The 21738-nt window shown below is 66.1% G+C and carries 27 protein-coding genes; 8 read left to right on the top strand and 19 right to left on the bottom strand.

The window, feature by feature from the left end:
• Window positions 1-241: 241 nt before the first annotated feature.
• The 13 genes from blaOXA to Cte04_RS01630 all read right to left on the bottom strand — a co-directional run bounded on the left by blaOXA (window position 242) and on the right by Cte04_RS01630 (window position 11862).
• Window positions 242-1024 (bottom strand): class D beta-lactamase, encoded by a 783-nt coding sequence (gene blaOXA / locus Cte04_RS01690; protein ID WP_066470698.1) that lies wholly within the window; start codon window positions 1022-1024, stop codon window positions 242-244.
• Window positions 1025-1222: 198 nt separating this feature from the next.
• Window positions 1223-1834 (bottom strand): DUF4124 domain-containing protein, encoded by a 612-nt coding sequence (locus Cte04_RS01685; RefSeq protein WP_066470692.1) that lies wholly within the window; start codon window positions 1832-1834, stop codon window positions 1223-1225.
• A 313-nt stretch (window positions 1835-2147) separates the two neighbouring features.
• Complete coding sequence (locus Cte04_RS01680; protein ID WP_066471818.1) at window positions 2148-2333, bottom strand: hypothetical protein; 186 nt, start codon at window positions 2331-2333, stop codon at window positions 2148-2150.
• Window positions 2334-2459: 126 nt separating this feature from the next.
• Window positions 2460-2963 carry an MgtC/SapB family protein gene (locus Cte04_RS01675; protein WP_066470689.1) on the bottom strand — a complete coding sequence of 168 codons (504 nt, stop codon included), beginning with the start codon at window positions 2961-2963 and terminating at the stop codon, window positions 2460-2462.
• Between the two features lie 275 nt (window positions 2964-3238).
• Window positions 3239-4153 (bottom strand): SMP-30/gluconolactonase/LRE family protein, encoded by a 915-nt coding sequence (locus Cte04_RS01670; protein WP_066470677.1) that lies wholly within the window; start codon window positions 4151-4153, stop codon window positions 3239-3241.
• Between the two features lie 11 nt (window positions 4154-4164).
• Window positions 4165-5028 (bottom strand): amidohydrolase family protein, encoded by an 864-nt coding sequence (locus Cte04_RS01665; RefSeq protein WP_066470673.1) that lies wholly within the window; start codon window positions 5026-5028, stop codon window positions 4165-4167.
• Window positions 5025-5996, bottom strand: coding sequence for a Bug family tripartite tricarboxylate transporter substrate binding protein (locus Cte04_RS01660; RefSeq protein ID WP_066470666.1), 972 nt, complete (start codon window positions 5994-5996; stop codon window positions 5025-5027). The genes Cte04_RS01665 and Cte04_RS01660 overlap by 4 nt, the downstream gene beginning before the upstream one ends.
• 229 nt (window positions 5997-6225) lie before the next feature.
• Entirely contained in the window at window positions 6226-7197 is a 972-nt protein-coding gene (locus tag Cte04_RS01655) for a Bug family tripartite tricarboxylate transporter substrate binding protein (RefSeq protein WP_083526439.1), read from the bottom strand.
• Window positions 7198-7282: 85 nt separating this feature from the next.
• Window positions 7283-8212 (bottom strand): NAD(P)-dependent oxidoreductase, encoded by a 930-nt coding sequence (locus Cte04_RS01650; RefSeq protein WP_066470665.1) that lies wholly within the window; start codon window positions 8210-8212, stop codon window positions 7283-7285.
• The gene (locus tag Cte04_RS01645; protein WP_066470656.1) at window positions 8209-8895 is read right to left on the bottom strand and encodes an RraA family protein; all 687 of its coding nucleotides are present in this window, start codon (window positions 8893-8895) and stop codon (window positions 8209-8211) included. The genes Cte04_RS01650 and Cte04_RS01645 overlap by 4 nt, the downstream gene beginning before the upstream one ends.
• 35 nt (window positions 8896-8930) lie before the next feature.
• Complete coding sequence (locus Cte04_RS01640; RefSeq protein ID WP_066470648.1) at window positions 8931-9935, bottom strand: Bug family tripartite tricarboxylate transporter substrate binding protein; 1005 nt, start codon at window positions 9933-9935, stop codon at window positions 8931-8933.
• Window positions 9936-9947: 12 nt separating this feature from the next.
• Window positions 9948-10832, bottom strand: a complete 885-nt coding sequence (locus Cte04_RS01635) for an amidohydrolase family protein (protein WP_066470645.1) — start codon at window positions 10830-10832, stop codon at window positions 9948-9950.
• A 25-nt stretch (window positions 10833-10857) separates the two neighbouring features.
• Window positions 10858-11862, bottom strand: coding sequence for a Bug family tripartite tricarboxylate transporter substrate binding protein (locus Cte04_RS01630; protein ID WP_066470643.1), 1005 nt, complete (start codon window positions 11860-11862; stop codon window positions 10858-10860).
• A gap of 116 nt (window positions 11863-11978) precedes the next feature.
• Here Cte04_RS01630 and Cte04_RS01625 point away from each other — a divergent pair, with 116 nt between their 5' ends.
• Window positions 11979-12794 carry an IclR family transcriptional regulator gene (locus tag Cte04_RS01625; RefSeq protein ID WP_066470641.1) on the top strand — a complete coding sequence of 272 codons (816 nt, stop codon included), beginning with the start codon at window positions 11979-11981 and terminating at the stop codon, window positions 12792-12794.
• A 66-nt stretch (window positions 12795-12860) separates the two neighbouring features.
• Here the strand turns inward: Cte04_RS01625 and Cte04_RS01620 are convergent, their stop codons facing one another.
• Window positions 12861-13178, bottom strand: coding sequence for a hypothetical protein (locus tag Cte04_RS01620; protein ID WP_083526475.1), 318 nt, complete (start codon window positions 13176-13178; stop codon window positions 12861-12863).
• Window positions 13179-13443: 265 nt separating this feature from the next.
• Here Cte04_RS01620 and Cte04_RS01615 point away from each other — a divergent pair, with 265 nt between their 5' ends.
• Both Cte04_RS01615 and Cte04_RS01610 read left to right on the top strand, forming a co-directional pair.
• Window positions 13444-13884: an Hsp20/alpha crystallin family protein gene (locus Cte04_RS01615; RefSeq protein ID WP_066470639.1), complete on the top strand. Its 441-nt coding sequence runs from the start codon at window positions 13444-13446 to the stop codon at window positions 13882-13884.
• Window positions 13885-13907: 23 nt separating this feature from the next.
• On the top strand, window positions 13908-14306 hold the full coding sequence (locus tag Cte04_RS01610; protein WP_083526474.1) for an Hsp20/alpha crystallin family protein: 399 nt from the start codon (window positions 13908-13910) through the stop codon (window positions 14304-14306).
• 175 nt (window positions 14307-14481) lie between these two features.
• On the opposite strand, the gene Cte04_RS01605 is transcribed toward Cte04_RS01610, so the two are convergent.
• The gene (locus Cte04_RS01605; RefSeq protein ID WP_066470636.1) at window positions 14482-15423 is read right to left on the bottom strand and encodes an NAD-dependent epimerase/dehydratase family protein; all 942 of its coding nucleotides are present in this window, start codon (window positions 15421-15423) and stop codon (window positions 14482-14484) included.
• A gap of 101 nt (window positions 15424-15524) precedes the next feature.
• Between Cte04_RS01605 and Cte04_RS01600 the strand changes: the two genes are divergently transcribed.
• Window positions 15525-16019, top strand: coding sequence for a MerR family transcriptional regulator (locus Cte04_RS01600; RefSeq protein ID WP_066470632.1), 495 nt, complete (start codon window positions 15525-15527; stop codon window positions 16017-16019).
• A gap of 40 nt (window positions 16020-16059) precedes the next feature.
• Here the strand turns inward: Cte04_RS01600 and Cte04_RS01595 are convergent, their stop codons facing one another.
• Window positions 16060-16854, bottom strand: coding sequence for an AraC family transcriptional regulator (locus Cte04_RS01595; protein ID WP_066470627.1), 795 nt, complete (start codon window positions 16852-16854; stop codon window positions 16060-16062).
• Window positions 16855-16995: 141 nt separating this feature from the next.
• Here Cte04_RS01595 and Cte04_RS01590 point away from each other — a divergent pair, with 141 nt between their 5' ends.
• Entirely contained in the window at window positions 16996-18222 is a 1227-nt protein-coding gene (locus tag Cte04_RS01590) for an MFS transporter (RefSeq protein WP_066470624.1), read from the top strand.
• Window positions 18223-18265: 43 nt separating this feature from the next.
• On the opposite strand, the gene Cte04_RS01585 is transcribed toward Cte04_RS01590, so the two are convergent.
• Window positions 18266-18886: a LysE family translocator gene (locus tag Cte04_RS01585; protein ID WP_066470616.1), complete on the bottom strand. Its 621-nt coding sequence runs from the start codon at window positions 18884-18886 to the stop codon at window positions 18266-18268.
• 104 nt (window positions 18887-18990) lie between these two features.
• Here Cte04_RS01585 and Cte04_RS01580 point away from each other — a divergent pair, with 104 nt between their 5' ends.
• Together Cte04_RS01580 and Cte04_RS01575 are read left to right on the top strand one after the other, a co-directional pair.
• The gene (locus tag Cte04_RS01580; RefSeq protein ID WP_066470614.1) at window positions 18991-19446 is read left to right on the top strand and encodes an Lrp/AsnC family transcriptional regulator; all 456 of its coding nucleotides are present in this window, start codon (window positions 18991-18993) and stop codon (window positions 19444-19446) included.
• A 180-nt stretch (window positions 19447-19626) separates the two neighbouring features.
• The gene (locus Cte04_RS01575) at window positions 19627-20160 is read left to right on the top strand and encodes a P-loop NTPase family protein (RefSeq protein ID WP_066471806.1); all 534 of its coding nucleotides are present in this window, start codon (window positions 19627-19629) and stop codon (window positions 20158-20160) included.
• A gap of 13 nt (window positions 20161-20173) precedes the next feature.
• Here Cte04_RS01575 and Cte04_RS01570 read toward each other — a convergent pair whose 3' ends face one another.
• On the bottom strand, window positions 20174-20467 hold the full coding sequence (locus Cte04_RS01570; protein WP_157081781.1) for a hypothetical protein: 294 nt from the start codon (window positions 20465-20467) through the stop codon (window positions 20174-20176).
• Window positions 20468-20825: 358 nt separating this feature from the next.
• On the opposite strand from Cte04_RS01570, the gene Cte04_RS01565 reads away from it, so the two are divergent.
• A complete protein-coding gene (locus Cte04_RS01565; RefSeq protein ID WP_066470611.1) occupies window positions 20826-21224 on the top strand; it encodes a PRC-barrel domain-containing protein in 399 nt (132 codons plus the stop codon).
• Between the two features lie 102 nt (window positions 21225-21326).
• Here Cte04_RS01565 and Cte04_RS01560 read toward each other — a convergent pair whose 3' ends face one another.
• Window positions 21327-21620 carry a hypothetical protein gene (locus Cte04_RS01560; protein WP_157081780.1) on the bottom strand — a complete coding sequence of 98 codons (294 nt, stop codon included), beginning with the start codon at window positions 21618-21620 and terminating at the stop codon, window positions 21327-21329.
• Window positions 21621-21738 lie beyond the last annotated feature (118 nt).

Below are 21738 nucleotides of genomic sequence, written 5' to 3'. Positions count from 1 at the left end.
TGTGCACAAGAGCTGTCGTTCAAGTCGGATACGGCGAAAGCGAGCCGCAAAGGCGGTGGGTTGGAACTTCATGGAGTTTCCCGGAAGGGCGGTGCCGCTACCGTCCTTTATCAAAAGCAGTTGGCCGGCGATGGCTTGCACAAAGAGCGCCAGCACAAGATTCAACGGTTGGCGTTGCATAGCCCGCAAGGCATTTTTAGGCGCTACCGAGGTGGCTGGCGCTGAGGGCCGCAGTCAGAATCTATGGTGCGACAGGTAACGCGTTGATGGAACGCAGCACGTTGCGTGCAATGCTCTGGCGTTTGGCCAGGTCGCTAAGCCTGTTCGGCGTGTCCATGTTCAAGGCGAAGAAGACAGGGCCGCTGGGCCACTCCACCCAGCCCACCCACCAGCCTATTTTTCCGGTCCAGCCTGTTTTGGCGCGCAATATCCAGTCAGGGCCTGCCTCATTGAGCATCACGTCCTTCACAAGCCGCTGGTGTTCGACCAGGAAAGGCAGCTGATTGCGATACAGTCGTTGCAGGAAGGCAATCTGCTCGATGGATGAGATAGCGAGGTCGCCCTCAACCCAGAATGGCTTGTCGCCCGTGGCGACCGCATTGCCATACCCGATCTTTTGCATGTAGGCGGCCTCGCGTGCATCGCCGAGTTCTTTGGCAAAGCGCTCATACACCCAGACGGTGGAATTCCTCATCGCGGAGCGCAGGTTCTGGTCCACGTTCCACGCCGCGGTGGGCCGCTTCACGCCATCCCATGGAATGACCTGGAATTCGTCACGCAGCAGCCCTGCATCAAGTGCGAACAGACTATGCGGAATCTTGAAAGTGGAGGCGGGAGAGTAACGGCGCTCGGCACGCGACGGGTTGTGAACGTAGGTCGTTTCAGAGTTGTCCCGGGCATCGAGAACGACGATGCTGCCTTGTGCATCGGCCGCGGTGAAAAACCGCGACCAATCGGCCATTTCCTGAAACTGCGGATGGGCTGCCGTCACTTGGGCAAACCCTGCTGCCAGGGCGGATAACATCAGATTTCGTCGATTCATGCGCCCAGTTTAAAGGTGAGGCGAATGCGGTTTTCGGGGGCTGGAGCAGTGACAATGCCGGCCCACGGTGGGTGGGAAAGTTTCTTGCGGGTCGAGGTGGCAGGCGCCTGCCGGCAATCCGGCTCCTGCGGAAACTCCGCTTGGCGGGCTGGGCTTTCCCGCAGTCCAGCACCGTCCTGATCAGTGGCACTGGACCATATTGCCAAGTATCTGGCAGGCCCGGCCCTCCTGATCGATGAGGAGGGAGCCGTTCCGGTTGTAGTTGCTCCCGTTGATGTCCGAGCAAAATCCCGCGTGGCAACTGGAAATCGGTATCGGGTCGCGCGGCGGTGGCACGACCACTTGGGAGGGCTCCTGCATGAGAGGAGTGTTGGATCCGCATGCCGCGTTGACGCTGCCGATGGCGGCATTGATCCTCACGCGCTGCTCGTCCTGCGAAACGGTGCGAACGCTGGAGACGAACTCCAGTTCCTTGCGAGCCTCCTGGCAGGCCAGAGACTGGTCTGGACGCTGAGCAGGGGCTGCCTGCGGACCCTGAGTCTGCGGGTCGGGCATGCGTTGCTGCATCTCCATCTGCTGGCTCCTGCGTTCCATCGCCTCGGCGGCCTGCATTCTTTCCTGCTGGATTTCCTCATCGGTACGCTTGCGTTCGATGAGGCCACCAGACTGCGTGCTGGTGCAGGGCCTGTCGGTGAGCGTGATGGCGCCGGAGGAGTCGGTGCACCGATAGACCTGGGCGGCAGCAGGTTGGGCCAGAAATGCAGAAAGTACGGCCAAGGCAAACAGTCGCATCCGTCCCCCATCTGTCTATGCGATCTGCCCGATGGTAGCGGAACACCTGTACAAGCCTGGCTGTTGCCATTATTCCGGGGTTCCCAGCGCACCCGTACAGGGCAGCCACAGGCGGCGATGAGGAGTGCGTCAGCCGTTCCCGTGGCGGGATTGCGTGCACCTCGGTGCCTACGCTGCCCACGATTCCCCCGGGATCTTGCTCGGCATGGCCGCGCCATTTGCTGCCGGAACTCGCCAATGAAAAGCCGCCCGGGCGGGCGGCTGAAGCCGATGCCATGGATTGGCATGCCAGAGCCTTTCGGGCCGGCGCGTCTTACCTGCTCTTGTTTCTTCCGCGATAGTCCAAGTCAGTGGCCGAGTAATTCTCGCGTGTGCGCCAGTCCATTTGTATGGGGATGGCCTGCTGCGAAGGATATGTGATGCGTTCCTGCTCCCTCTGCTGCTCCCAGCGCTTTGATTCCACGATGTGGTGAACAGTGGGTTCCTTGGTTTGGCTCATGTGAAAGGAGTCCTCGGTCAAGTTGCTGATCCCGTCTTGGACGTTACCTTGATAAGGCAAAAGGGTCCAGTCAATTTTTCTTGCATGCACCTGCCGGAGGTCTTGCGGCATTCTGGCGCAGTGGCGCTATTGCGGCGGCGGCCTTGATCCGCGCCTGCTCAGCAGCGGTACGGCGCTGAGCACGAGCAGGGCCAGCAGGGTGCTGATGATGGCCGTGGATTCTTCCCCAAGGCCTGCCGCCACGCCGATGGCCGCCGTGAGCCAGATGCCGGCCGCCGTCGTCAGGCCTTTGACATGAAGCGGGGTGTCCCGTTTCTCGGCCTTGAGAATGGCGCCGGCGCCCAGAAAGCCGACGCCGGCAGTCAGGCCCTGTATCACGCGCGAGGCATCCGGCGCGCCGATTCCTGCCTGAAGCGACACCAGAACGAACAGCGCCGAGCCCATGGCCACCAGCATATGGGTGCGCAGGCCGGCTTCCTTGCCCTGGCTTTCGCGCTGCCAGCCCAGCAGCCCGCCCAGGGCCGCCGCCAGCGTGAGGCGCAGGATGTTGCGCGTCATCTGCGCAATGTCGAGAACATCGGCGAACTCGCTGTCGATCGTGCTGGCGACGGTGCTGAGAACTTCGTTCATTTGCGCCACGCTAAGGCGCTCCGGCAAAGCGGCGGGTAGGCCTGCATCAGCAGGACCTGTCCGCCACTGCCGCTTGTTTCCACGGTACCCGCCGATGTTCCCGGATTTCCAGCCGGTACAGAAAGACCAATTCCGAAAAGTGCAAATACCTGCAAGCGCAAGGCAGGGTGTACCGGAACGGCGCATGGGCGGCCCGCCCGGCCTGCCGCGCGGGGGCCAGGCTGCCGGTGACTCCCTGCATCCGCATCATTCAGCCCGCCGGCTGCCCGCCTTGCCTACCTCCGGTGCAGCGCCAGCCCTGCCACGTCCATCGTGGCGCGCAGCACGCGTCCGTGCGTGGAGTCGGTCACATAGAGCTGGCGGCGGTCCGCGCCGCCGAAGGCCAGGTTGGTGATGGAACTGCCGGGCACGCCGCGCAGCACCTGCACCGGCTCGGCTCGGCCGTTGAGCACCCAGACCACGCCCAGGCCCGGGTTGGCCACCAGCAGGCGGCCCTGCGCGTCCACGGCCAGCCCGTCCGGGCCGCTGGGGCCGTAGGACGTGAAGAACTGGCTCACCTTGGAGACGCTGCCATCGGGCAGCAGCGGCACGCGCCACACGCAGTTGCCGCGCGTCACCGCCAGGTACAGCACGCGCTCGTCCGGCGACAGCGCCACGCCGTTGGGGCTGGGCACGTTGGCCAGCAGCAGGTCGAGCTGGCCGTTTGGCCGCAGCCGGTACAGCCGCCCCGAGGGGTCATGCAGCCCGCTCTGGCCCTGGTCGGTGAAATACAGGTTGCCCTGGCTGTCGAAGACCAGGTCGTTCACGCCCTTGAAGCGCTCGCTGTTGCGCCGCTCCAGGTAGGGACTGACCCGGCCGCTGGCAACATCCAGGCGCACCAGGCCGTTCTTGTAGTCGGTGATGAGCAGCGTGCCGGCGTCGAGGAACTTCATGCCGTTGGGCTCGCCGTCGTACTCGGCCACCAGCGACCACCGGCCCCGCGGGTCGATGCGCAGGATGCGGCCCCAGGGGATGTCGGTCACATACAGGTTGCCGGCCTCGTCGAACACCGGGCCTTCGAGGAAGGAGTCCGTCACCGCGCCGCCGCGGTTGGCATCGGCCCAGGCGCTGCGCTCGCGGCGGCGCAGGTCTTCGGGCATTGCGCTGAACGGCTCCAGGTCGCGGATCTCGGGGGCTTGCAGCAGAAACATGGCGGACTCCTTCAAAAACCGTACAGGTGCGCCGGGTTGTCGACGAGGATGCGCTCCAGCGTGGCCGGCGTCACGGCCCAGGCGGCCAGCAGGTCGACCAGGTCGGCGTCGTTCACGCTGCCCGGCACCTCGGTGGTATGGGGCCAGTCGCTGCCCCAGACCAGCCGCTCGGGCGCGGCGCGCACCAGCGCCCGGCCCAGTGGCAGCGTGTCGGCATACGACGGGCCATGCACCGTGGAGCGCATGTAGGCACCCGAGAGCTTGACCCAGGTATTGCCGCCGTCGAGCAGCCGGCGCAGCGCATCATAGGCCAGCCCGCGCGTGCCCTCGGCCGGGTCGATGCGGCCCAGGTGGTCCACCACCAGCGGCACCGGCAGCGCGGCTAGCACCGAGGCCAGCTGCACCAGTTGCTCCGGGTGCACGAAGACCTGGATGTGCCAGCCCAGCCGCTGCACCTTGCCGGCCAGCGTGGTCAGCATCTGTTGCGTGGTCTTGCCCCAGGACTGCGGTGTGACGAAGTTCACGCGCAGCCCGCACACGCCGCGCGCCGCCAGCAGGTCCAGCTCGGCATCGCCCACGTCGTGGGCCACCACGGCGACGCCGCGGGCGCTGTCGCCCAGCTGTGCCAGCGCATCCAGCGTGCAGGCATTGTCGGTGCCGTAGGTGGACGGCGTGACCACCACCGCGCGCTGCGTGCCCAGGCGCTGCTGCAGCAGCCGGTAGGCGGCCACGGGCGCGTCGGGCGGCTGGCGCGTCCAGTGCGGCGACGGCGCGAAGCGCGGGTCGAAAATGTGCATGTGGCTGTCGCAGGCCAGCGGCGGCGGCATCTGCACGGGCCGGTTCAGGCCCGTGGAATGGGGTACGGCGACGGTCATTGCTTGTCCATCCCGACCTTCGCCGCCACGCGCTCCCACAACTCGGCGTCGGCCTGGAGTTTGTCGGCGAACGCCTTGCCGCTGACCACGTCGGGCACCGCGCCCAGGTCGTCGGCGAACGACTGCACGTCAGGGCTGGCCATGGCGGTTGCGATTTCCTTGCGCAGCTTTTCCAGCACCGGCTCGGGCGTGCCCTTGGCGGCCCACAGGCCCGTGAAGTTGACGACCTTGTAGCCGGGCGCGCCCGCCTGGGCGAAGGTGGGCACGCCGGGCAGCGCCTTCAGGCGCTGCTCGCCGCTCACGGCCAGCAGGCGTACCTTGCCCCCGCGCACCTGGCCCATCACGCCGGGTGTGGAGGCGATCTGGAAGTCGATGGTGCCGCTCAGAAGCGCCATCGTGGCCTCGCCCGCGCCCTTGAACGGCACGTGGGTGGCCTTGAGGCCGCTGGCGCCTTCCAGCGCCACGGTGGCAAAGTGGGGCATGGTGCCGGCGCCGCCCGTGCCGTAGTTGAGCTTGCCGGGGTTGGCCTGCGAATAGGCCACCATGTCGCCCAGTGTCTTGAACGGCGAGTTGGCCGGCACCACCACCGCCGTGGGCGCGAAGTTGAAACCGGCCACGGGCACCAGGTCCTGCGCGCGGTCCCACGGCAGCTTCTTGAAGACCTGCGGCAGGATGGAGTACGTGGTGTCGTTGGCCATCAGCGTGTAGCCGTCGCCCGGCGAGCGCGCCACCTGCGCCGCGCCGATGGTGCCGGTGGCCCCGGCCTTGTTCTCGACGAAGAAGCTCTGGCCGGTCTGCTCGCTGAGCTTTTGCGCGATGCGCCGCGTCACCTGATCTACCGCGCCGCCGGGCGGGTAGGGCACGATGATCTTGACGGGTTTTTCCGGGTAGGCCGTTTGCGCCAGCGCGCCGGCGGCGGCACAGGCCAGCACCAGGGCGGCGGACAGGGGGAAGCTCATGCGGTTCATGGGTCTCGTCTCCTTTCGAGGGTCATTCAGCTTTCAGCTCCAGGTCACTGGCGATCTGCGTATAGATGGCGATTCGCGCTCGGGCACTATGTCGGTGGTGCCGCCGCGGCAAAGTTCACCACCGGCTTGGCGGGGTATGCCTGCGCGAAGCAGGTGCAGGATGCTATTAATAACGTAGCATTTGGCGCTTCCCCAGAAAGCGCCGGAGGCCGAGTTGGCTTGAACATGCCTACTCCTTCTTGATGCCCGCGGCCTTGATGGTCTCTGCCCAGCGAGCGGACTCTGCCGCGAGGCGCTTGCGGAACTCATCCGGCTGCGAGCCCACGATCTCCGAGCCCAGCGCGTCGAAGCGGGCCTTGACCTCGGGCATGGCCAGCACCTCCCGCACGGCACTGTTGAGCCGGGCCACGATCTCGGCCGGCGTGCCGTTGGGCACGAACATGCCGTTCCACTCGTAGACCTCGTAGCCCTTCACGCCGGCTTCGCCGATGGTGGGAACATTGGGGAACAAGGGGTTGCGCTTGGCCGACGTGATGGCCAGGGGCTTGAGCGCCCCGCCCTTGATGTGGCTGCTCAGCGCCGGCAGGTTGAAGAAGCCCATATCCACTTCACCCGCCAGAATCGCCTGCAACGCCAATCCGCCGGCGCGATACGGCACATGCAGCAGCTTGATGCCGACGCCCTGGTTGAACAGCTCGGCGCCCATGTACTGCACGGTGCCCTGCCCGCCCGAGGCGAAGGTCAGCTTGCCGGGCGCCTTGGAGGCTGCCGCGATGAGTTCCTGCAGCGTGTTGTAGGGCGAGTTCCTGGGCACCACCACCAGCATGGGCGTCACGCCCACCAGCGCCACCGGCTGCAGGTCCTTCTCGGCATCGAAGGGCAGCTTCTGCAGGTGGGGGCTGATGGACAGCGGCGTCGCGTCGTACAGCACCGTGTAGCCGTCGGGCTGGGCCTGCGCGACCGATGCTGCGCCGATGACGCCGCTGGCGCCGGCCTTGTTCAGGACGACGACGGACGCCTTGAGCTTGGTCCCCAGGTGCTGGGCCAGCACCCGGGCCAGGGCATCGGCCGTTCCGCCCGGCGCGTAGGGCACCACCAGCGTGATCGGCTTGCTCGGCCAGGTCGATGCGGCGGCGGGAAGCGCGCTGAATCCTGCGGCTGCCAGCGCAGCGGCCAGCACGTTGAAATGGCGACGGTTCATGGCGTGTGGTCTCCTTGGAATTGAAACGGATGGAAATCAGAAGGGATGAATGAATCCGCCATGGCGGATTCATTCACCCTTTTTCTCAGGCCGTGGCCGCGCGGTTCAGCACCGCCAGCGCGTTGCGCGCCGCGCCCAGGCCCATGTTCACGTAGGCGTCGCTGGTCACGCCGCCGATGTGCGGGCTGAGGATGAAGCCCGGCTGGTGCTGGAACGGGTGGCCCGCCGTCATGGGCTCGACGGCGAAGCTGTCCAGCCCGGCCATGCGCACCTGGCCGCTTTGCACGGCTGCCAGCAGTGCGGCCTCGTCGATCAGGCCGCCGCGCGCGGTGTTGACCACGATCACGCCCTTCTTGCAGCGCGCGAGCGTCTCGGCGCCCAGCAAGCCGCGGTTGTCATCGGTCAGCGGGCAGTGCAGCGAAATCGCGTCGCTCTCGCGCCAGATGGTTTCCAGATCGGCAGGCTGCACGAAGTCCGGCAGGCTCTTGGCGAAGGGGTCGAAGCCGAGCACGCGCATGCCCAGCGCATCGACCATCTTCGCGAAGCGCAGGCCGATGGCGCCCAGGCCGATCAGGCCGATGGTGCGGCCGCCCAGCTCCAGGCTCTTGTGCGTGGCCTTGTCCCAGTGGCCGGCGTGCATGCGCGCGTCGAGCTGGGGCACCGACTTGGCGCAGGCCAGCAGCAGCGCCAGGGCCTGCTCGGCTACGGCCGCCGCGTTGGCGCCCACGGCGGCCACCACCTCGATGCCGCGTTCCTTGGCCGCCACCTTGTCGATGGTGTCGGTGCCGCTGCCATGCTTGGAGATCACCTTCAGCGAAGGCGCCGCGTCCATGGCGGCCGCGCCCACCTTGCTGTAGCGCACGATGATGGCCACGGGGTTGTGCTCGCGGCACAGGGCGACGACATCGTCCTCGCTGGGAGTCTTGCCCGCGTAGACGATGTGGTAGTCGGTCAGCAGCGCGAGCGCCTGGGGCGCCAGGTCGGCGGCCGTGATGAGGATGGTCGGACGGCTCACAGTGCTTCTCCTTCCTTGAGCACGCCGGCGGCGCGCAGCGCGGCTGGCAGCCACTTGGCGGCGGTGTCGCCACGCGCGATGGCGTCGATGCGCGCAGCCTCGTCGGCCACCTTCTTCACGGCCAGGGCCATCATCGCGGGCGCCTTGGCGCGCTCGATCACGGTCACGCCGTCGGCATCGCCCACCACGAGGTCGCCCGGGTTCACCGTGGCGCCGCCGCAGGAGATGGGGTGGTTGATGCGGCCGGGCACGAACTTGGTCGGGCCGGCGGGGTTGAAGCCGGCGCTGAACACGGGGAAGTCCAGCTCCAGCAATTCGAGCTTGTCGCGGATGGCGCCGTCCACGATCACGCCGCCCAGGCCGCGCTTCTTGCAGGCGCTGAGCATCAGCGTGCCCATGAGGGCGGCGGTCTGGTCGCCCTTGCCGTCGATCACCAGGATGTCGCCGGGCTGGGCCAGCGCGATGGCGGCGTGGATCATCAGGTTGTCGCCGGGGCGCACCTCGACGGTGAAGGCCGGGCCGGCAAGCTTCATGTCCTGGTGGACGGGCGCCACGCGGGCATTCATGGTGCCGCGGCGGCCTGCCACGTCGGCAAGGATGGCGGCCTGGAAGGTAGCGGCCTGCTGGACGACGTCGGCGCCCACGCGCTCGATGTCACGGATGATTTCGGGGAGTTGGCTCACAGTGGTCTCCTGGGGGGGTGGAAAAAAGAAAAAAATCAGTCGGCCTTGATGTTTCCGTCACGGATCACCTTGGCCCATTTGGCGGAATCGGCCTTCTGCAGATCGCCGAGCTGCCGGGGCGTGCCGCCCGCGAGGGTGATGCCCAGCTTCTCGGCCAGCGCGGTGATGGCCGGGTCCTTCAGCACCTTGCCGATCTCGGCGTTCAGGCGCTGCACGGTGGCGGCCGGGGTCTTGGCAGGGGCGAACACGGCGTGCCACTGCTCCACCACGAAGTCCTTGAAGCCCGCCTCGGCCATCGTCGGCACCTGCGGCAGGGCCGGCAGGCGTGCGGCCGAAGTGACGGCCAGCGCGCGCAGCTTGCCTGCCTGGATGTGCGGCAGCGCGGCGGCCGCGGGCGCGAACATGAATTGCACCTGGCCGCCCAGCGTGTCCTGCAGCGCGGGCGTGTCGCCCTTGTAGGGCACGTGGATGAAGCGCGCGCCACTCTGCTGCTGCAGCAGCTCGGCCTGCATCTGCAGGATGGTGCCGTTGCCGCCCGACGCATAGGCCAGCTCGCCCGGCCTGGCCTTGGCGGCGGCGACCAGTTCGCCCACCGTGGCGAACGGCTGGGCCACGCCCGCCACGAGGATGTGCGGGATGGTGCCCAGGGTGATGACCGGCTCGAAGCCCGCGATGGGGTCGTAGGGCAGCTTGCCCAGCAGGTGCGGCGCAATGGCCTGCGGGCCGATGGTGGTGCCCAGCAGCGTGAGGCCGTCGGGCTGGGCGCGCGCCACGAAGGCCGCGCCGATGGTGCCGGTAGCGCCGGGCTTGTTGTCCACGATCACGTTGGTGCCCAAGGCCGGACCCAGGCGCTGGGCGATGTTGCGGCCCAGCACGTCGGTGCCGCCACCGGCCGGGTACGGCACCACGTAGGTGATGAGCTTGCCGGCGGGCCATTCCTGCGCCAGCGCCGGGCAGGCAACCAGGCTTGCGGCGCACATGGCCAGCAGGCGGCGGCGGGCAGCGCCCTGCGCGCCCAGGGGCGAACGAGGAGAGATCATGGGTAGTTCCTTTCAGGTACAAGCGACGCCGAAGCCATAGAGCTGGGCGGGGTTGTCCACCAGCACTTGCTGCAGCGTGGCCGCGCTTTCTGTGCGGTTCAGCCATTCGGCCAGCCGGTCGAGCTGGCGCGCGTCGTCCGGCATGGGCTGCATGCCGGCGCTGGCCGTGGCATGCGGCCAGTCGCTGCCCCACAGCACGCGCTGCGGCGCGGCGCGCAGGTAGCCGGCAGCCAGCTCGTCGAGCGCCGGGTCTTCCACGCTGCGCTGCGGGCTGACGATGTAGCCGCCGGACAGCTTGATCCAGGCCCGGCCGGCCTGCAGCAGTTCCAGCAGCAGCGCGTGGGCCGGGTGGCGGCCCGCCTGCTGCGGCGCGATGCGGCCCAGGTGGTCGAACACCAGCGGCACGGGCAGGCGGCGCAGCACCGGGGCCAGCGACGCCAGCAGTTCGGGCGCCATCAGCAGCTGCAGGTGCCAGCCCAGCGGCGCTATGCGCCGCGCCAGCGGCTCGAGCTGCTCGGCAGTGCCCGACACACCCAGCGACAGGTTCAGCCGCACGCCGCGCACGCCCTGGGCATGCAGGTCAAGCAGTTCGGCATCGCTCTCCTGTCCGCCGATCACGGCCACGCCGCGCGCTCCGGGCCCCAGTGCCGACAGCCCGGCCAGCATGCAGCGGTTGTCCGTGCCGTAGGTGGACGGCGTGACCAACACCACCCGCGACAGGCCCAGCCGGCGCTGCAGCTGGCGGTAGTCCGCGGCAAAGGCATCGGGCGGCAGCAGCCGGGCACCGGGCGCCGCAGGGTAGCGCGCGTCGTATACATGCACGTGGCAGTCGCAGGCGCCGACAGGCACCACGGCCTGCGGCCTCTGGCAGCCGGCGGAGAATGGAGCGGTGTCCATGGTCGACTTCGGGCCGGTGCGGAAATCAGTCCAGGCTGGCGCCCGAGCGCTTGACGATCTCGCCCCAGCGCGGGATTTCGGTCTTCAGCAACTGGGCGAACTGTTCGGGGCTGCCGCCCAGCACGTCGCCGCCCTCGGAGCGCAGGCGCTCGGCCACGTCGGGCTGTTTCAGCGCCTGGTTGATGGCCTGGTTGAGCTTGTTCACGATGGCGGCCGGCGTGCCGGCGGGCGCGAGGATGCCGAACCAGGAGATCGCGTCGAAGTCCTTGTAGCCGGCCTCGGCCAGCGTAGGCGTGTCGGGCAGTTGCGAGGAGCGGGTCTTGGACGTGACCGCGATGGGCCGCAGCTTGCCGCTGCGCACATGGCCCAGCAGCGTGGGGATGGACGACATGTACAGGTCGACCTGGCCGCTCATCACGTCGGTCAGGGCCTGGGCCGCGCCCTTGTAGGGCACATGGCGCAGTTGGATGCCGGCGGCATTCTCGGCCAGCTCGCCCGCGAGGTGGGCGACGGTGCCGTTGCCGGAAAAGCCCAGCGTCAGCGACTCGGGCGCCTTCTTGGCCGCGGCCACCACGTCGGCATAGCTCTTGAAGGGCGAGGTAACCTGCGCCACCATCACGATGGGCGACGACGACACCAGCGCCACGGGCGCCAGATCCTTCAGCGGCTTGTACGGTAGCTTGGCGTACAGCGTGGGGTTGATCGCCAGGTTGCTGGTCTGCCCCATGACCAGCGTGTAGCCGTCGGGCGCCGCCTTGGCCACCGCGTCCACGCCCAGGTTGCCGCCGGCGCCGGGGCGGTTGTCCACCACCACATTCCACTTGTTCTGCTCGGCCATCTTCTGGGCCACGGCGCGCGCAATCATGTCGGTGCCGCCGCCAGGCGGGAACGGCACGATCAGCCGGATCGGCTTGCTCGGATAGTCGGCCTGGGCAAAGGCCGGTCCCGCCGGCATGGCTGCGGCCATCAGACCGAGCAGGGCGGCACCCGCGCAGGCAGCCAGGGTGCGGGAGGGTGTTGAAAAGTGCATGGCAAGTCTCCTTGTATGTTTTGCGGCTTTGCCCGCCACGGGCACCGCGTGGCCGCCATTCTGGAAAAACGTTTCACGGCATACAATTGAGTTGCGTACAGTGAAACAAAACTGCCATGGAAAACCCTCGTAACCGCTCTTCCTCGCCGCGGCAGCAACCTGCTGCGGGCAGCACACATTCGGGCCGTGAGCCTGCCCAATCGGGTGCCGACGGCGGGGTGGCTGCCGTGACGCGTGCCCTGCAGATACTGGATGCCTTCGTGCTGGGCGAATCGCACCTGCCGCTGGCCGAACTCAGCCGCCGCTGCGGCCTGCACAAGACCACGGTGCTGCGGCTGGCGCGCACGCTGGCGCAGTCGGGCTACCTGGTGCAGCGAGAGGATGGGGAGTGGCGCCTGGGGCCGGCCACGGGCTGGCTGGGCGCGCGCTACCAGGCAGGCTTCGATGTGCAGAACGTGCTGGAGCCCGCGCTGCGCGCGCTTTCCCAGAGCAGTGGCGAAAGCGCGGCCTTCTATGTGCGCGAGGGGAATGTGCGCACCTGCTTGGTGCGCGTCGAGGGGCCGCAGGCGCTGCGCCACCATGCGCGCATGGGAGAGGGCCTGCCGTTGGAGCATGGATCGCCGGGGCGGGTGATTCTGGCGTTCTCCGGCGAGCCGGGGCGGCTCTATGAGCAGATCCGCAAGCAGGGCTACCAGTGGTCGATCGGCGAGCGCGAACCGGGCGTGGCCACCGTGTCGGCGCCGGTCTTCGGCATGAACCGGCGGCTGCTGGGCTCGGTATGCATCTCCGGTCCCGAGTCGCGCCTGCCGCCCGCCACGCTGGAGGCACTGGCGCCCCAGGTGATGAACACGGCCCGCCAGCTGTCTTACGCGCTGGCAGGCAATACCTCGGCCACACCGGCCGAACTGCCGCCGAGCCGGTGGCACCCATAGCCGCGCGTGCAGGTCCGGCACGAAAGGCCTGCCGGCGCCGGAGCCTGCATTGGCGGACAGGCCGGATCAGGCGCGGGCGCTCGCCTGATGCCGGTAACCGGAGCCTTCGGTACGGAGCCACGGTATCCAGCGAGGCGGCAGTGCCATGCGGTGTGGCTGTGACGCAGGCGCGCTGGCCAACCGGTCCAGGCCCTCGGGTGTGATGGCAAGAACCTGGGCTGCGGTTGCCGTGCCGGACAGGTTCACGGGATCTGACGGCGCTGGAACCAGCGCCAGAACCAGCCCTTGCTTGCGCAACTGGCGCACCGCTTCGACCTCTTCGCGGGAACTGAGTGTGAGTGGCAGCCTGGATCGGGCGATCCGGCGCAGCAGTTCTGTGGTCATGTCATTCCTCCTTTGCTCGTTGACCATCTGCGAACGTCGTAAGAACTGGTGGCGTTGCCGTGCGTTTCAAGGACCGGGCCTTGTAGGACTGGGCGTGATGCGCATGTTGGCTTGCGGAAGGCCTGTTTGTCGGCCTCCTTCGAATGCCGGCTGCCTTCTCTCGCTGCCCTCTTGAAGAAAAAGGGACCGTCCCTAATTCCGGCTCAGGCCCCGGTACGACGGAGTGCCGGTGCCATTGATCTCACCCATCAACGGAGATTTCGCCATGTACCGATCCTTGTTTCCGCTCGACATCGTCGCAGAACTGAGCCGCCTGCAGCGCGAGACGCAGCAGGCCTTCGACCTTTCGCCCACCATCCGGGGCTTTGCAGGGCAGGGCTTTCCGGCGCTGAATGTCGGCAGCACGCCGCAAAGCCTTGAGATCTATGCGTTCGCACCCGGGGTGGACCCGGCCTCGCTGGAAGTGAACCTGGAAAAAGGCCTGTTGACCATCTCGGGCGAGCGAAAGACCCCGCTGTCGAATATGGATGGCAGCAAGGCCGCGCTGCACATCAACGAGAGGTTCTCGGGCCGCTTCCATCGTGCGCTGACGCTTTCGGAGGATGCCGACCCGGATGCCGTGCAGGCGCGCATGACCGACGGGGTGTTGCGCATCAGCATCCGCCGCAGGGCCTCTGCACAGCCCAGGCGCATCGAAGTGAACTGAATCAATCAATGGAGGACATTGCCATGAGCGACATTCAAACCCGCACTTCCGACACCATGCCGTCGCGGTCGGCCCAGGGCGCTGCGGAAGCGCCCGCCTTGCGTCCTCCCGTGGACGTGATCGAGGATGCCGGCGGCATCACGCTCTACGCGGACCTGCCCGGTGTTTCGCGCGAGAACCTGCATCTTTCGGTGGAGTCGGACACGCTGACCATCGACGCGATGCTGTCCACGGCCGTGCCCGAGGAACTCACGTCGAGTCACAGCGAGGTGAGCCTGCCGCGTTACCACCGCACCTTCACCCTGAGCAAGGAACTCGACACGGAGAAGGTGTCGGCTGAACTCGCGCAAGGCGTGTTGACACTGCGCATTCCCAAGGCTGCCCATGCGCAGCCGCGGCGCATCGAGGTGCAGGTCGATTGACCGGGCTACCGCTCCGCGCTTCAGTCATCCATGGCTGAAGCGGAGCGCGCAACGCGCCGGCAGCCATGGAGACTGTCGGTGCGTTGAAGCGCGTCCACCGTGCGCATCAGAAGTGCCACTGGCTGGGAGCATCTGCCGGCCTGCCCCCATGGGGGCACTGATGCTGCGAACCCCTCTACGCAGCCTGTCCGTGCGCCCACTCCTGCCGGATCCGCTCCACACCCTGACCGTAGCTGGTCACATCGAAGCTCGGAAAGCGGCGCTTGAATTTGGTGGAGTCGAAGAGGTTGTCCTGCGCGTAGCGCGGCAGCAGCTCCTGGATCTCGCGCACCTGCTTCGAAAAGAGGCCGGCAAGGGCCAGGGTCCATTTGCCGATCACGGTGTAGGAGCCGTTGCCCCCGAATGCCTGGCTGGCCATGGCAACGAACTGCCGGTAGGTGGGACGGTCATCGCAGCAAGGCAGATGCCAGGTCTGTCCATAGGCATCGGGGGTATTGCCCAGCAGCGCCAGTGCCCGGCTGGCATCGGGCGTCCAGATGAGCGTGCGCCGCGTGTCGTCGCGCACGGGCACACGCGGTTTTTTCCCGGCCTGCAGTTTTTCGATGACCAGTGCATTGGTGAAGCTCTGTGTCTTGCCGGGGCCATAGAACTCCGGGGCGCGGCCTATGAGCACGGGAATGTCTGCCCGCGCCATTTCCTCCAGTACCATGCAAGCCATGGCCGCGCGTACCTTGCCCTTGCGCCCGACCGGCGCAAAGAGCGTGTCCTCGGTCTGCAGCCGTGCATCCTGGGGATACATGTAGGTATTGTCGAAGTAGACGAAACTGGCGCCTGCGGCCCGGCAGGCCTCCAGTGCATTTTTCAGCATCGTGGGGAACTGTGCCTCCCATAGTTCCGTGTCCGGCGGCAGGCCGGCAGTGAAGTAGACGATGCTGCTGCCCTGGACGGCCGCCGCGGTCTGCTTGGCGTCGAGCAGGTTGGCGCGCAGGAGGCGGTCGGTGTCGTTGACCTTGCGCGGATTGCGGCTGACCAGCCGTAGATCGCCGGTATGGCTGCGCTTCAGCTCTCTTGCAAGCTCTGTTGCGATCTGGCCGTTGGCTCCCAATATCGTCTGCATTGCGTATGCCTTTTCAAGTGTGCTTTCATGAAACTGGCAAAAGGTTAACCTTGAAGCAAGGTTTAATGTCAAACTCCGATTCCACCTGGAGCATCCCGAACATGAATATCGGCGAACTTGCGCAGCGCACCGGCCTTGCGACTTCGCGCATCCGCTTCTATGAGCGCATAGGCCTGCTCAAGCCGGCGCAGCGGCAAGCCAACGGCTATCGGAGCTATCCCGACGAGGCGGTGCTGGTGCTCAGGCTGATTGCGGTCGGCCAGCGCGCGGGTTTCAGTCTTGACGAGTTGCGTGTGCTGCTGCCCGATGGCCTGTCGCGGTGGGAGCACGACAGCTTGCTCGATACGCTGCGCCGCAAGGTGCGGGATATCGAGTCCATGCAGGCACAGCTCGCGCAGAGCAAGTCCGAGCTGGTCGAGCTGATGGCGCAGATCGAGGCCAAGCCCGACGACATGGATTGCGCCACCAATGCCCGGCGCGTGCTGTCCGGGCTGGGACTGGCGCAAGCAGATGCGACGTCCGCGGTACCGCGCTCCAGGAGCGGCGCAGAAGCCGGGCGCCAGGGGCGGGCCCGGCGCTCGGCTGCAAGGCCGTGAGCCAGGCGCGGCTTCGCCGGCGAAGCCGCGCACGGGCGCTTCAGCGGGCATCGAAGAACTGGCTGGGAGCCTGGCCGAAATGCTTTCTGAACATCGTCGCGAATGCGCCGGGGCTGTCGTAGCCCAGCGCCAGCGCGATGTCTATGATTCTTTCGCCGGTGGCCAGCAGCTCCAGGGCCCTGAGCAGGCGCGCCTGCTGGCGCCACTGGCCGAAGGTCATGCCGGTCTGGCTGGCAAACAGACGCTGGATGGTCTTCACGTCGATCTGCAGGTGCGCAGCCCAGTCGGCCAGCGTCGAGGCGTCGTCCGGCTGCTGCAGCAGACGCCGGCAGATCTTCTGCGCGCGGGCGTCCGATGGCATGGGAAGATGCAGCGGCAGCACGGGCAGTGCATGCAGTTCGTCGAGCAGCAGGCGCATCAGGCGTCCGTCGCGCGAGTCTGGCGCATACGCAGGGCCAACTTCCATGGCCGCGCGGATGAGTTCGCGCAGCAGCGCACTGATGCCCACGACCTGGCAATTTTCGAAAAGCTGCGGTGCGGCATGGCGCTGCACATAGAGGCTGCGCATGTGCACTTCGCCGATGCAGCGTATGGAGTGGGTCATGCCGGCCGGCATCCAGAGGCCGCGGCTGGGGGGGACGACCCAATGGCCTGCTTCGGAATGCACCACCATCACGCCCTGCAGCGCATGGATCAGCTGATGCTTGGTGTGCGCATGCGGCAGCACTTCCCACCCCGGGGGATAGTTGGTGGCGCGGCAGGACACCGGTGCGCTGCTGTTTTCGACACGTGCCAGGTCCTGCGCCAATGTCTCGGGGGTGGGGCGGTCAGGCATGTCCTTTTTGAAAATATCTGGCGCTCAATTGCGCAAGACAGACTGTAGCCCGATTTCTAGAATCGCGCTTTTCCCGGCATGTCCCTTGGCCAGGCTTGAGCCATGGGCGTGCACCGTCATCCTTGCGCCAATACCTCGACCATGTCCATACCAAGCGCCGCCGTTGCCGCCGATGCACCGCCTGTTCCTCCGTCCCAGGGCTTTGCGTTCCGAATTGTCGGAGCCGCCGCCTTTGCGCACTTGCTCAATGATCTGATCCAGGCCTTGCTGCCGTCCGTGTATCCAATGCTGAAGACGCAGTTTTCCCTGAGCTTTGGCCAGATCGGCGGCATTGCGCTGGCCTACCAGGTCACGGCATCGCTGCTGCAGCCCTGGATCGGCCTTTATACCGACAAGCATCCCAAACCTTACCTGCTGCCGGCCGGCATGACGATGACCCTGGCAGGCATTGCCATGCTGTCGCTTGCCGGCAGTTATCCCATGCTGATCGTGGCTGCGTGCGTGGTGGGCATCGGCTCCGCGACCTTCCACCCCGAGGCATCGCGCGTGGCCCGCATGGCTTCGGGCGGGCGTTTCGGGACTGCCCAGTCCACCTTTCAGGTGGGCGGCAATACCGGTTCGGCCATCGGCCCCTTGCTGGCAGCCGCACTGGTCGTACCCTACGGCCAGCCTGCCATTGCCTGGTTCATGCTGGTGGCCTTGCTGGCCATCTGGGTACTGATGCGCATCACGGGCTGGACGCTGCGCCACGGCCAGGCCCAGGCCCGGAGCATGGCCCGCAACCAGGCCGCAGGCCTGGAACGCAGCGCCGTCATCCGGGCCATGGTGGTCATCGCGATTCTGATGTTCGCCAAGTTCGTCTATATCGCCGCATTCACGAACTACTTCACCTTCTATCTGATCGAGCGTTTCGGCATCGGCCTGCGCGAAAGCCAGATCTATCTGTTCATCTTCCTGGCTGCGGTGGCTCTGGGCACCTTTGCAGGAGGCCCCGTGGGCGACCGCATCGGCCGCAAGGCCGTGATCTGGGTGTCCTTTCTGGGCGTGGCGCCGTTTGCACTGGCACTGCCCCATGCGAGCCTTTTCTGGACGGCGGTGCTGGCCATTGCGATCGGACTGGTGATGTCGTCCGCGTTCGCAGCACTGGTGGTGTATGCGCAGGAAGCCGTGCCCGGGCGTGTGGGCATGGTGTCGGGAGTCATGTTCGGCCTGATGTTCGGCCTTGGCGGGCTGGGCGCGGCAGGCCTGGGGCAGCTGGCGGACACGCATGGCATTACCTGGGTCTACCAGGTCTGCTCCTTCCTGCCATTGCTGGGCCTGGCGACCGCCTTTCTGCCGCGGACGCGGCCGGCCGGGCAAAAGGGGTAACGGAGCGCGCCCCTGGCCTTTGCTGCCATGGGCTGCAATCCGGTCAGCGAAGCAGCCCCTGCGCGAGCAGCAACACCGCAATCGCCACCATGAGGCCGCCTGACAGCCGTGAAACGACGAGGGCCGCTGAGCGGCGGGCCCCGAGCACTCGCTGGGAGGCCAGGCCCACGCTGAAATAGACCACGCAGCAACTGGCGGCGTGCACGGCCCCGAGCACCACGATCTGCATGCCGACCGGCCAGGAGGCGGATGGCCGCACGAATTGCGGCAGCAGCGCCAGCAGCAACAGCATCAGCTTGGGATTGAGCCCGCTGGTGCCCGCGCCCTTGACGATCCAGCGCCATGCTCCTTCGTCGCCGTGGTCCGTCGCGGAGCTTGCAACGCCAGGATGGCGCCACATGCCAATGCCCAGCCACAGCAGATAGGCGGCGCCCGCCATGGTAAGAACGGTAAGCACCACGGGACTGCGTGCCACCAGTGAGCCCACGCCGGCCGCAACGGCCAATGTGGCAAGCAGCGCCCCGCAGGCCAGGCCGGCCACGGCGGGCAGCACCAGAGCGCGCCCCCGCAACCCGGCGGAGATGACATAGGCCCAATCCGCTCCCGGAGTGAGGACCAGAAGAAACGAAACGGCCCAGAAGGCGGCGACTGCGGACAATGACACAAGATTTCCCAACAAGCTGTAAAGCGGGAAGGATATTGACTGCCAGTGAGAATGTGCTTCCAATATTTGTCTTGGAAAACTGAATAAATGGAATTTATTTCCAAATGAATGCTTTGGATAGGAAGATTCTTGCAGCACTGGAGGAGGATGGTCGCCTGACCGTCACGGAACTGGCCGATCGCGTGGGGCTGAGCCTGTCGCCATGCCACCGGCGTGTGCGTGCATTGGAGGCGTCGGGCGTCATACGCGGCTACCGCGCCGAGCTGGACCCGGCCGCGCTGGGCCTGGAGTTTGCCGCGCTGGTATTCGTCACGCTGAACGACAGCAGGTCCGTCGCAGACTTTGAGGCTGCCGTGGCGGCGCTGGACAACGTCATCCAGGCCCAGAGACTGTTTGGCGATCCGGATTACCTGCTGCATATCGTGGCCCGCGATCTGCCGGCTTTTCAGCGCCTTTATGACGAACGCCTCACCTCCCTGCCTGGCATGAAGCGCATGACATCCACTCTCGTGATGAAGGATGTGGTGAGCAACCGGCCCCTGACCTCGGCCGTGGATTGAGCCGGTGTTGCATGGGGGTCTTCGGGAAGTGCATTCTTGGCTGTCCTGCACGCCGGCTTTCCCGCACCGCGAAGTTCTCGCCGGGCCGGATCAAGAGTTTCGCTGCAGGCAATGGACGGCTTCATCGATCGGCAAGCCGACAATGGCAGCTCCAGACAGGAAGACAGGCTCAGGAAAATCATGCGCGTGGTAGTCATCGGAACCAGCGGTGCCGGCAAGTCCACTTTTGCTGCTGCGCTGGCACAGGCATTGCAGTCGCCGTACATCGAGCTGGACCGGCTCTACTGGGGCCCCGGGTGGCAGCCTGTGGCGGCGCAGGAGTTTGAAAGTGCGGTGGCTGTGGCCATTGAAGGCCAGGCCTGGGTGGCCGACGGCAACTACCATGCCGTGCGGGATCTTCTCTGGTCGCGTGCCACGCATGTCGTGTGGCTGAACTATGGCCGCTTGACCGTTTTTTCGCGGGTGCTCTGGCGCACGGCGTGCCGGGTTGCCTTGCGGACGACGCTCTCCCACGGCAACCGGGAAACCTGGGCCAAGGCGTTTTTCTCCAGGGATTCGATTCTTCTGTGGTCATGCAGGACATTTGCGAAGAACCGGCGCAAATATGCCTGGCTGCGCGAAAGCCGGCAGTATCCGCAGCTTCAGTGGCTGGAGTTCAGCCAGCCAAGCCAGGCCAGGCGCTGGCTGGCGGCCATGCAGGGCAGAAAGGCCTAGGCCATCGCTTGCATCAGGCAGATGCCAGCCTGGGCCTTGGTGGAGGAGGCAGCGGCATCCAGTGGGTGGGGCTGTCGGAAAGCACGGTACCTATGCCATCGTGTGCTGCAAGACAGGAAGGCTGCGGCTCCCAGAACCCGAAGCTCCAGGCGCATTCGACGATGCCGTCGCCGGTGTACAGCAATATGCAGCGCCCGTCCTTTGGCGCGGTCTCGATGGGCAGCCACTCCAGCCGGGCCTGCAAAGACAGAATGGTCGCTTCTGCAAGGGCCGGGTGGGCGGCAAGACGCTCAGTGGGTGTCATCATCATCCTCCATGATGGGGACAATTTCGGGGATGAAGCGCTTGCTGGCAAAGGCGGCCTGGAGCAGCTTCTGGACCGAGGGCTGATTGATAACTCCAAACATGCGTCCCGGGTATCGCCCTCCTGGCCGATGGCGCCGGCCAGCGTTTTGTAGATGGCGGGGCTTTCGTGCTGGTGCATCGGGCTCCCCGGTGGGGGCGTGGTGGCGCAGTGCAGGACCGGCCTGCCTGCGCACTGGCTGTAGGCATGGGACTATGGACTCCCATGCCTTGGCTTACGGCGGTACTGTTCACTCTCCGATGAGCGATCCGGCCTCCGAGGTTCCTAATAGGGATTCGATGTGTGGAAAGGAGTTCGGACGATGGATCTCAAGACATTGAAAACAGGGCTGGTCGGCGCTGCGCTGGCTGTGGGCGTTGTCTCTTCGGGCTGGGCTCAGGTGGCCGGTACCGCCACTTTGGGCGTGACAGCCACCGAGATACAGGCCGTGGCTGCCGGCTGGAGTCTCAAGAAGTCGATTCTCGGCAAGAAGGTCTACAACGACGAAGGCAGGGTCGTTGGCAAGGTCGACGATGTCATTGTTGCGCCCGACAAGGCGCTTTCCTATGCCATCATCGGCGCCGGTGGCTTTCTGGGCATGGGCAAGCATGACGTTGCCATTCCCATCAACCAGTTCCGGATCGACAACGGAAAGATCATGCTGGCCGGCGCCACCAAGGACGCGATCAAGGCGCTGCCGAAATTCGAATACGCAAGATAGCGTCCTCGGCCTGCTGCGTCAAAGCCCCGCAAATGCCTTGTGCTGCGGGGCTTTTGATGTCCTGGTTCTTGCCCCGAAATGCGTGGGGCGGATGTCGCAGTGCTAGCAAGGCGCAATTTCATCGGCCACCTGCACCAGCAATGCAAGCGCATCCCGGGAAAACGACAGGGCCGAGTGAGAGTCCAGCCATTGTGTCCTGAAGGCGGACCTGGCTTTCTTGAAATCGCTCTCGGCTTTTTCCGCACGGGAGAATTCCAGAAGCTCCTGGGGCGTGGAGGGAAGCACAGGTTTTGCGGGAAGTGGACCGGCCCTGCTTTCCCAGTCGGCCAGGGCAGCCTCCAGGCGCTCGTGTCGCACGCGGTGAGCCAGCTCCCGCACATGGGCGGCGAGGATCAAATGGGCGGGGGTATGGTTCATTGCGTTTCCCGGGTCGGGTGGAAACGGCCCATATTAGGGTGCAAATGATTATGGGTCTTGTTTTAATTGAACAGTTAGGGTGAGCAAATGTATGGGT

It is taken from the genome of Comamonas terrae, assembly GCF_001544075.1.
GTDB lineage: Bacteria > Pseudomonadota > Gammaproteobacteria > Burkholderiales > Burkholderiaceae_C > Comamonas > Comamonas terrae.
Note: the sequence above shows the minus strand (reverse complement) of the source record. Positions and strands in the feature narration are given on the sequence as shown.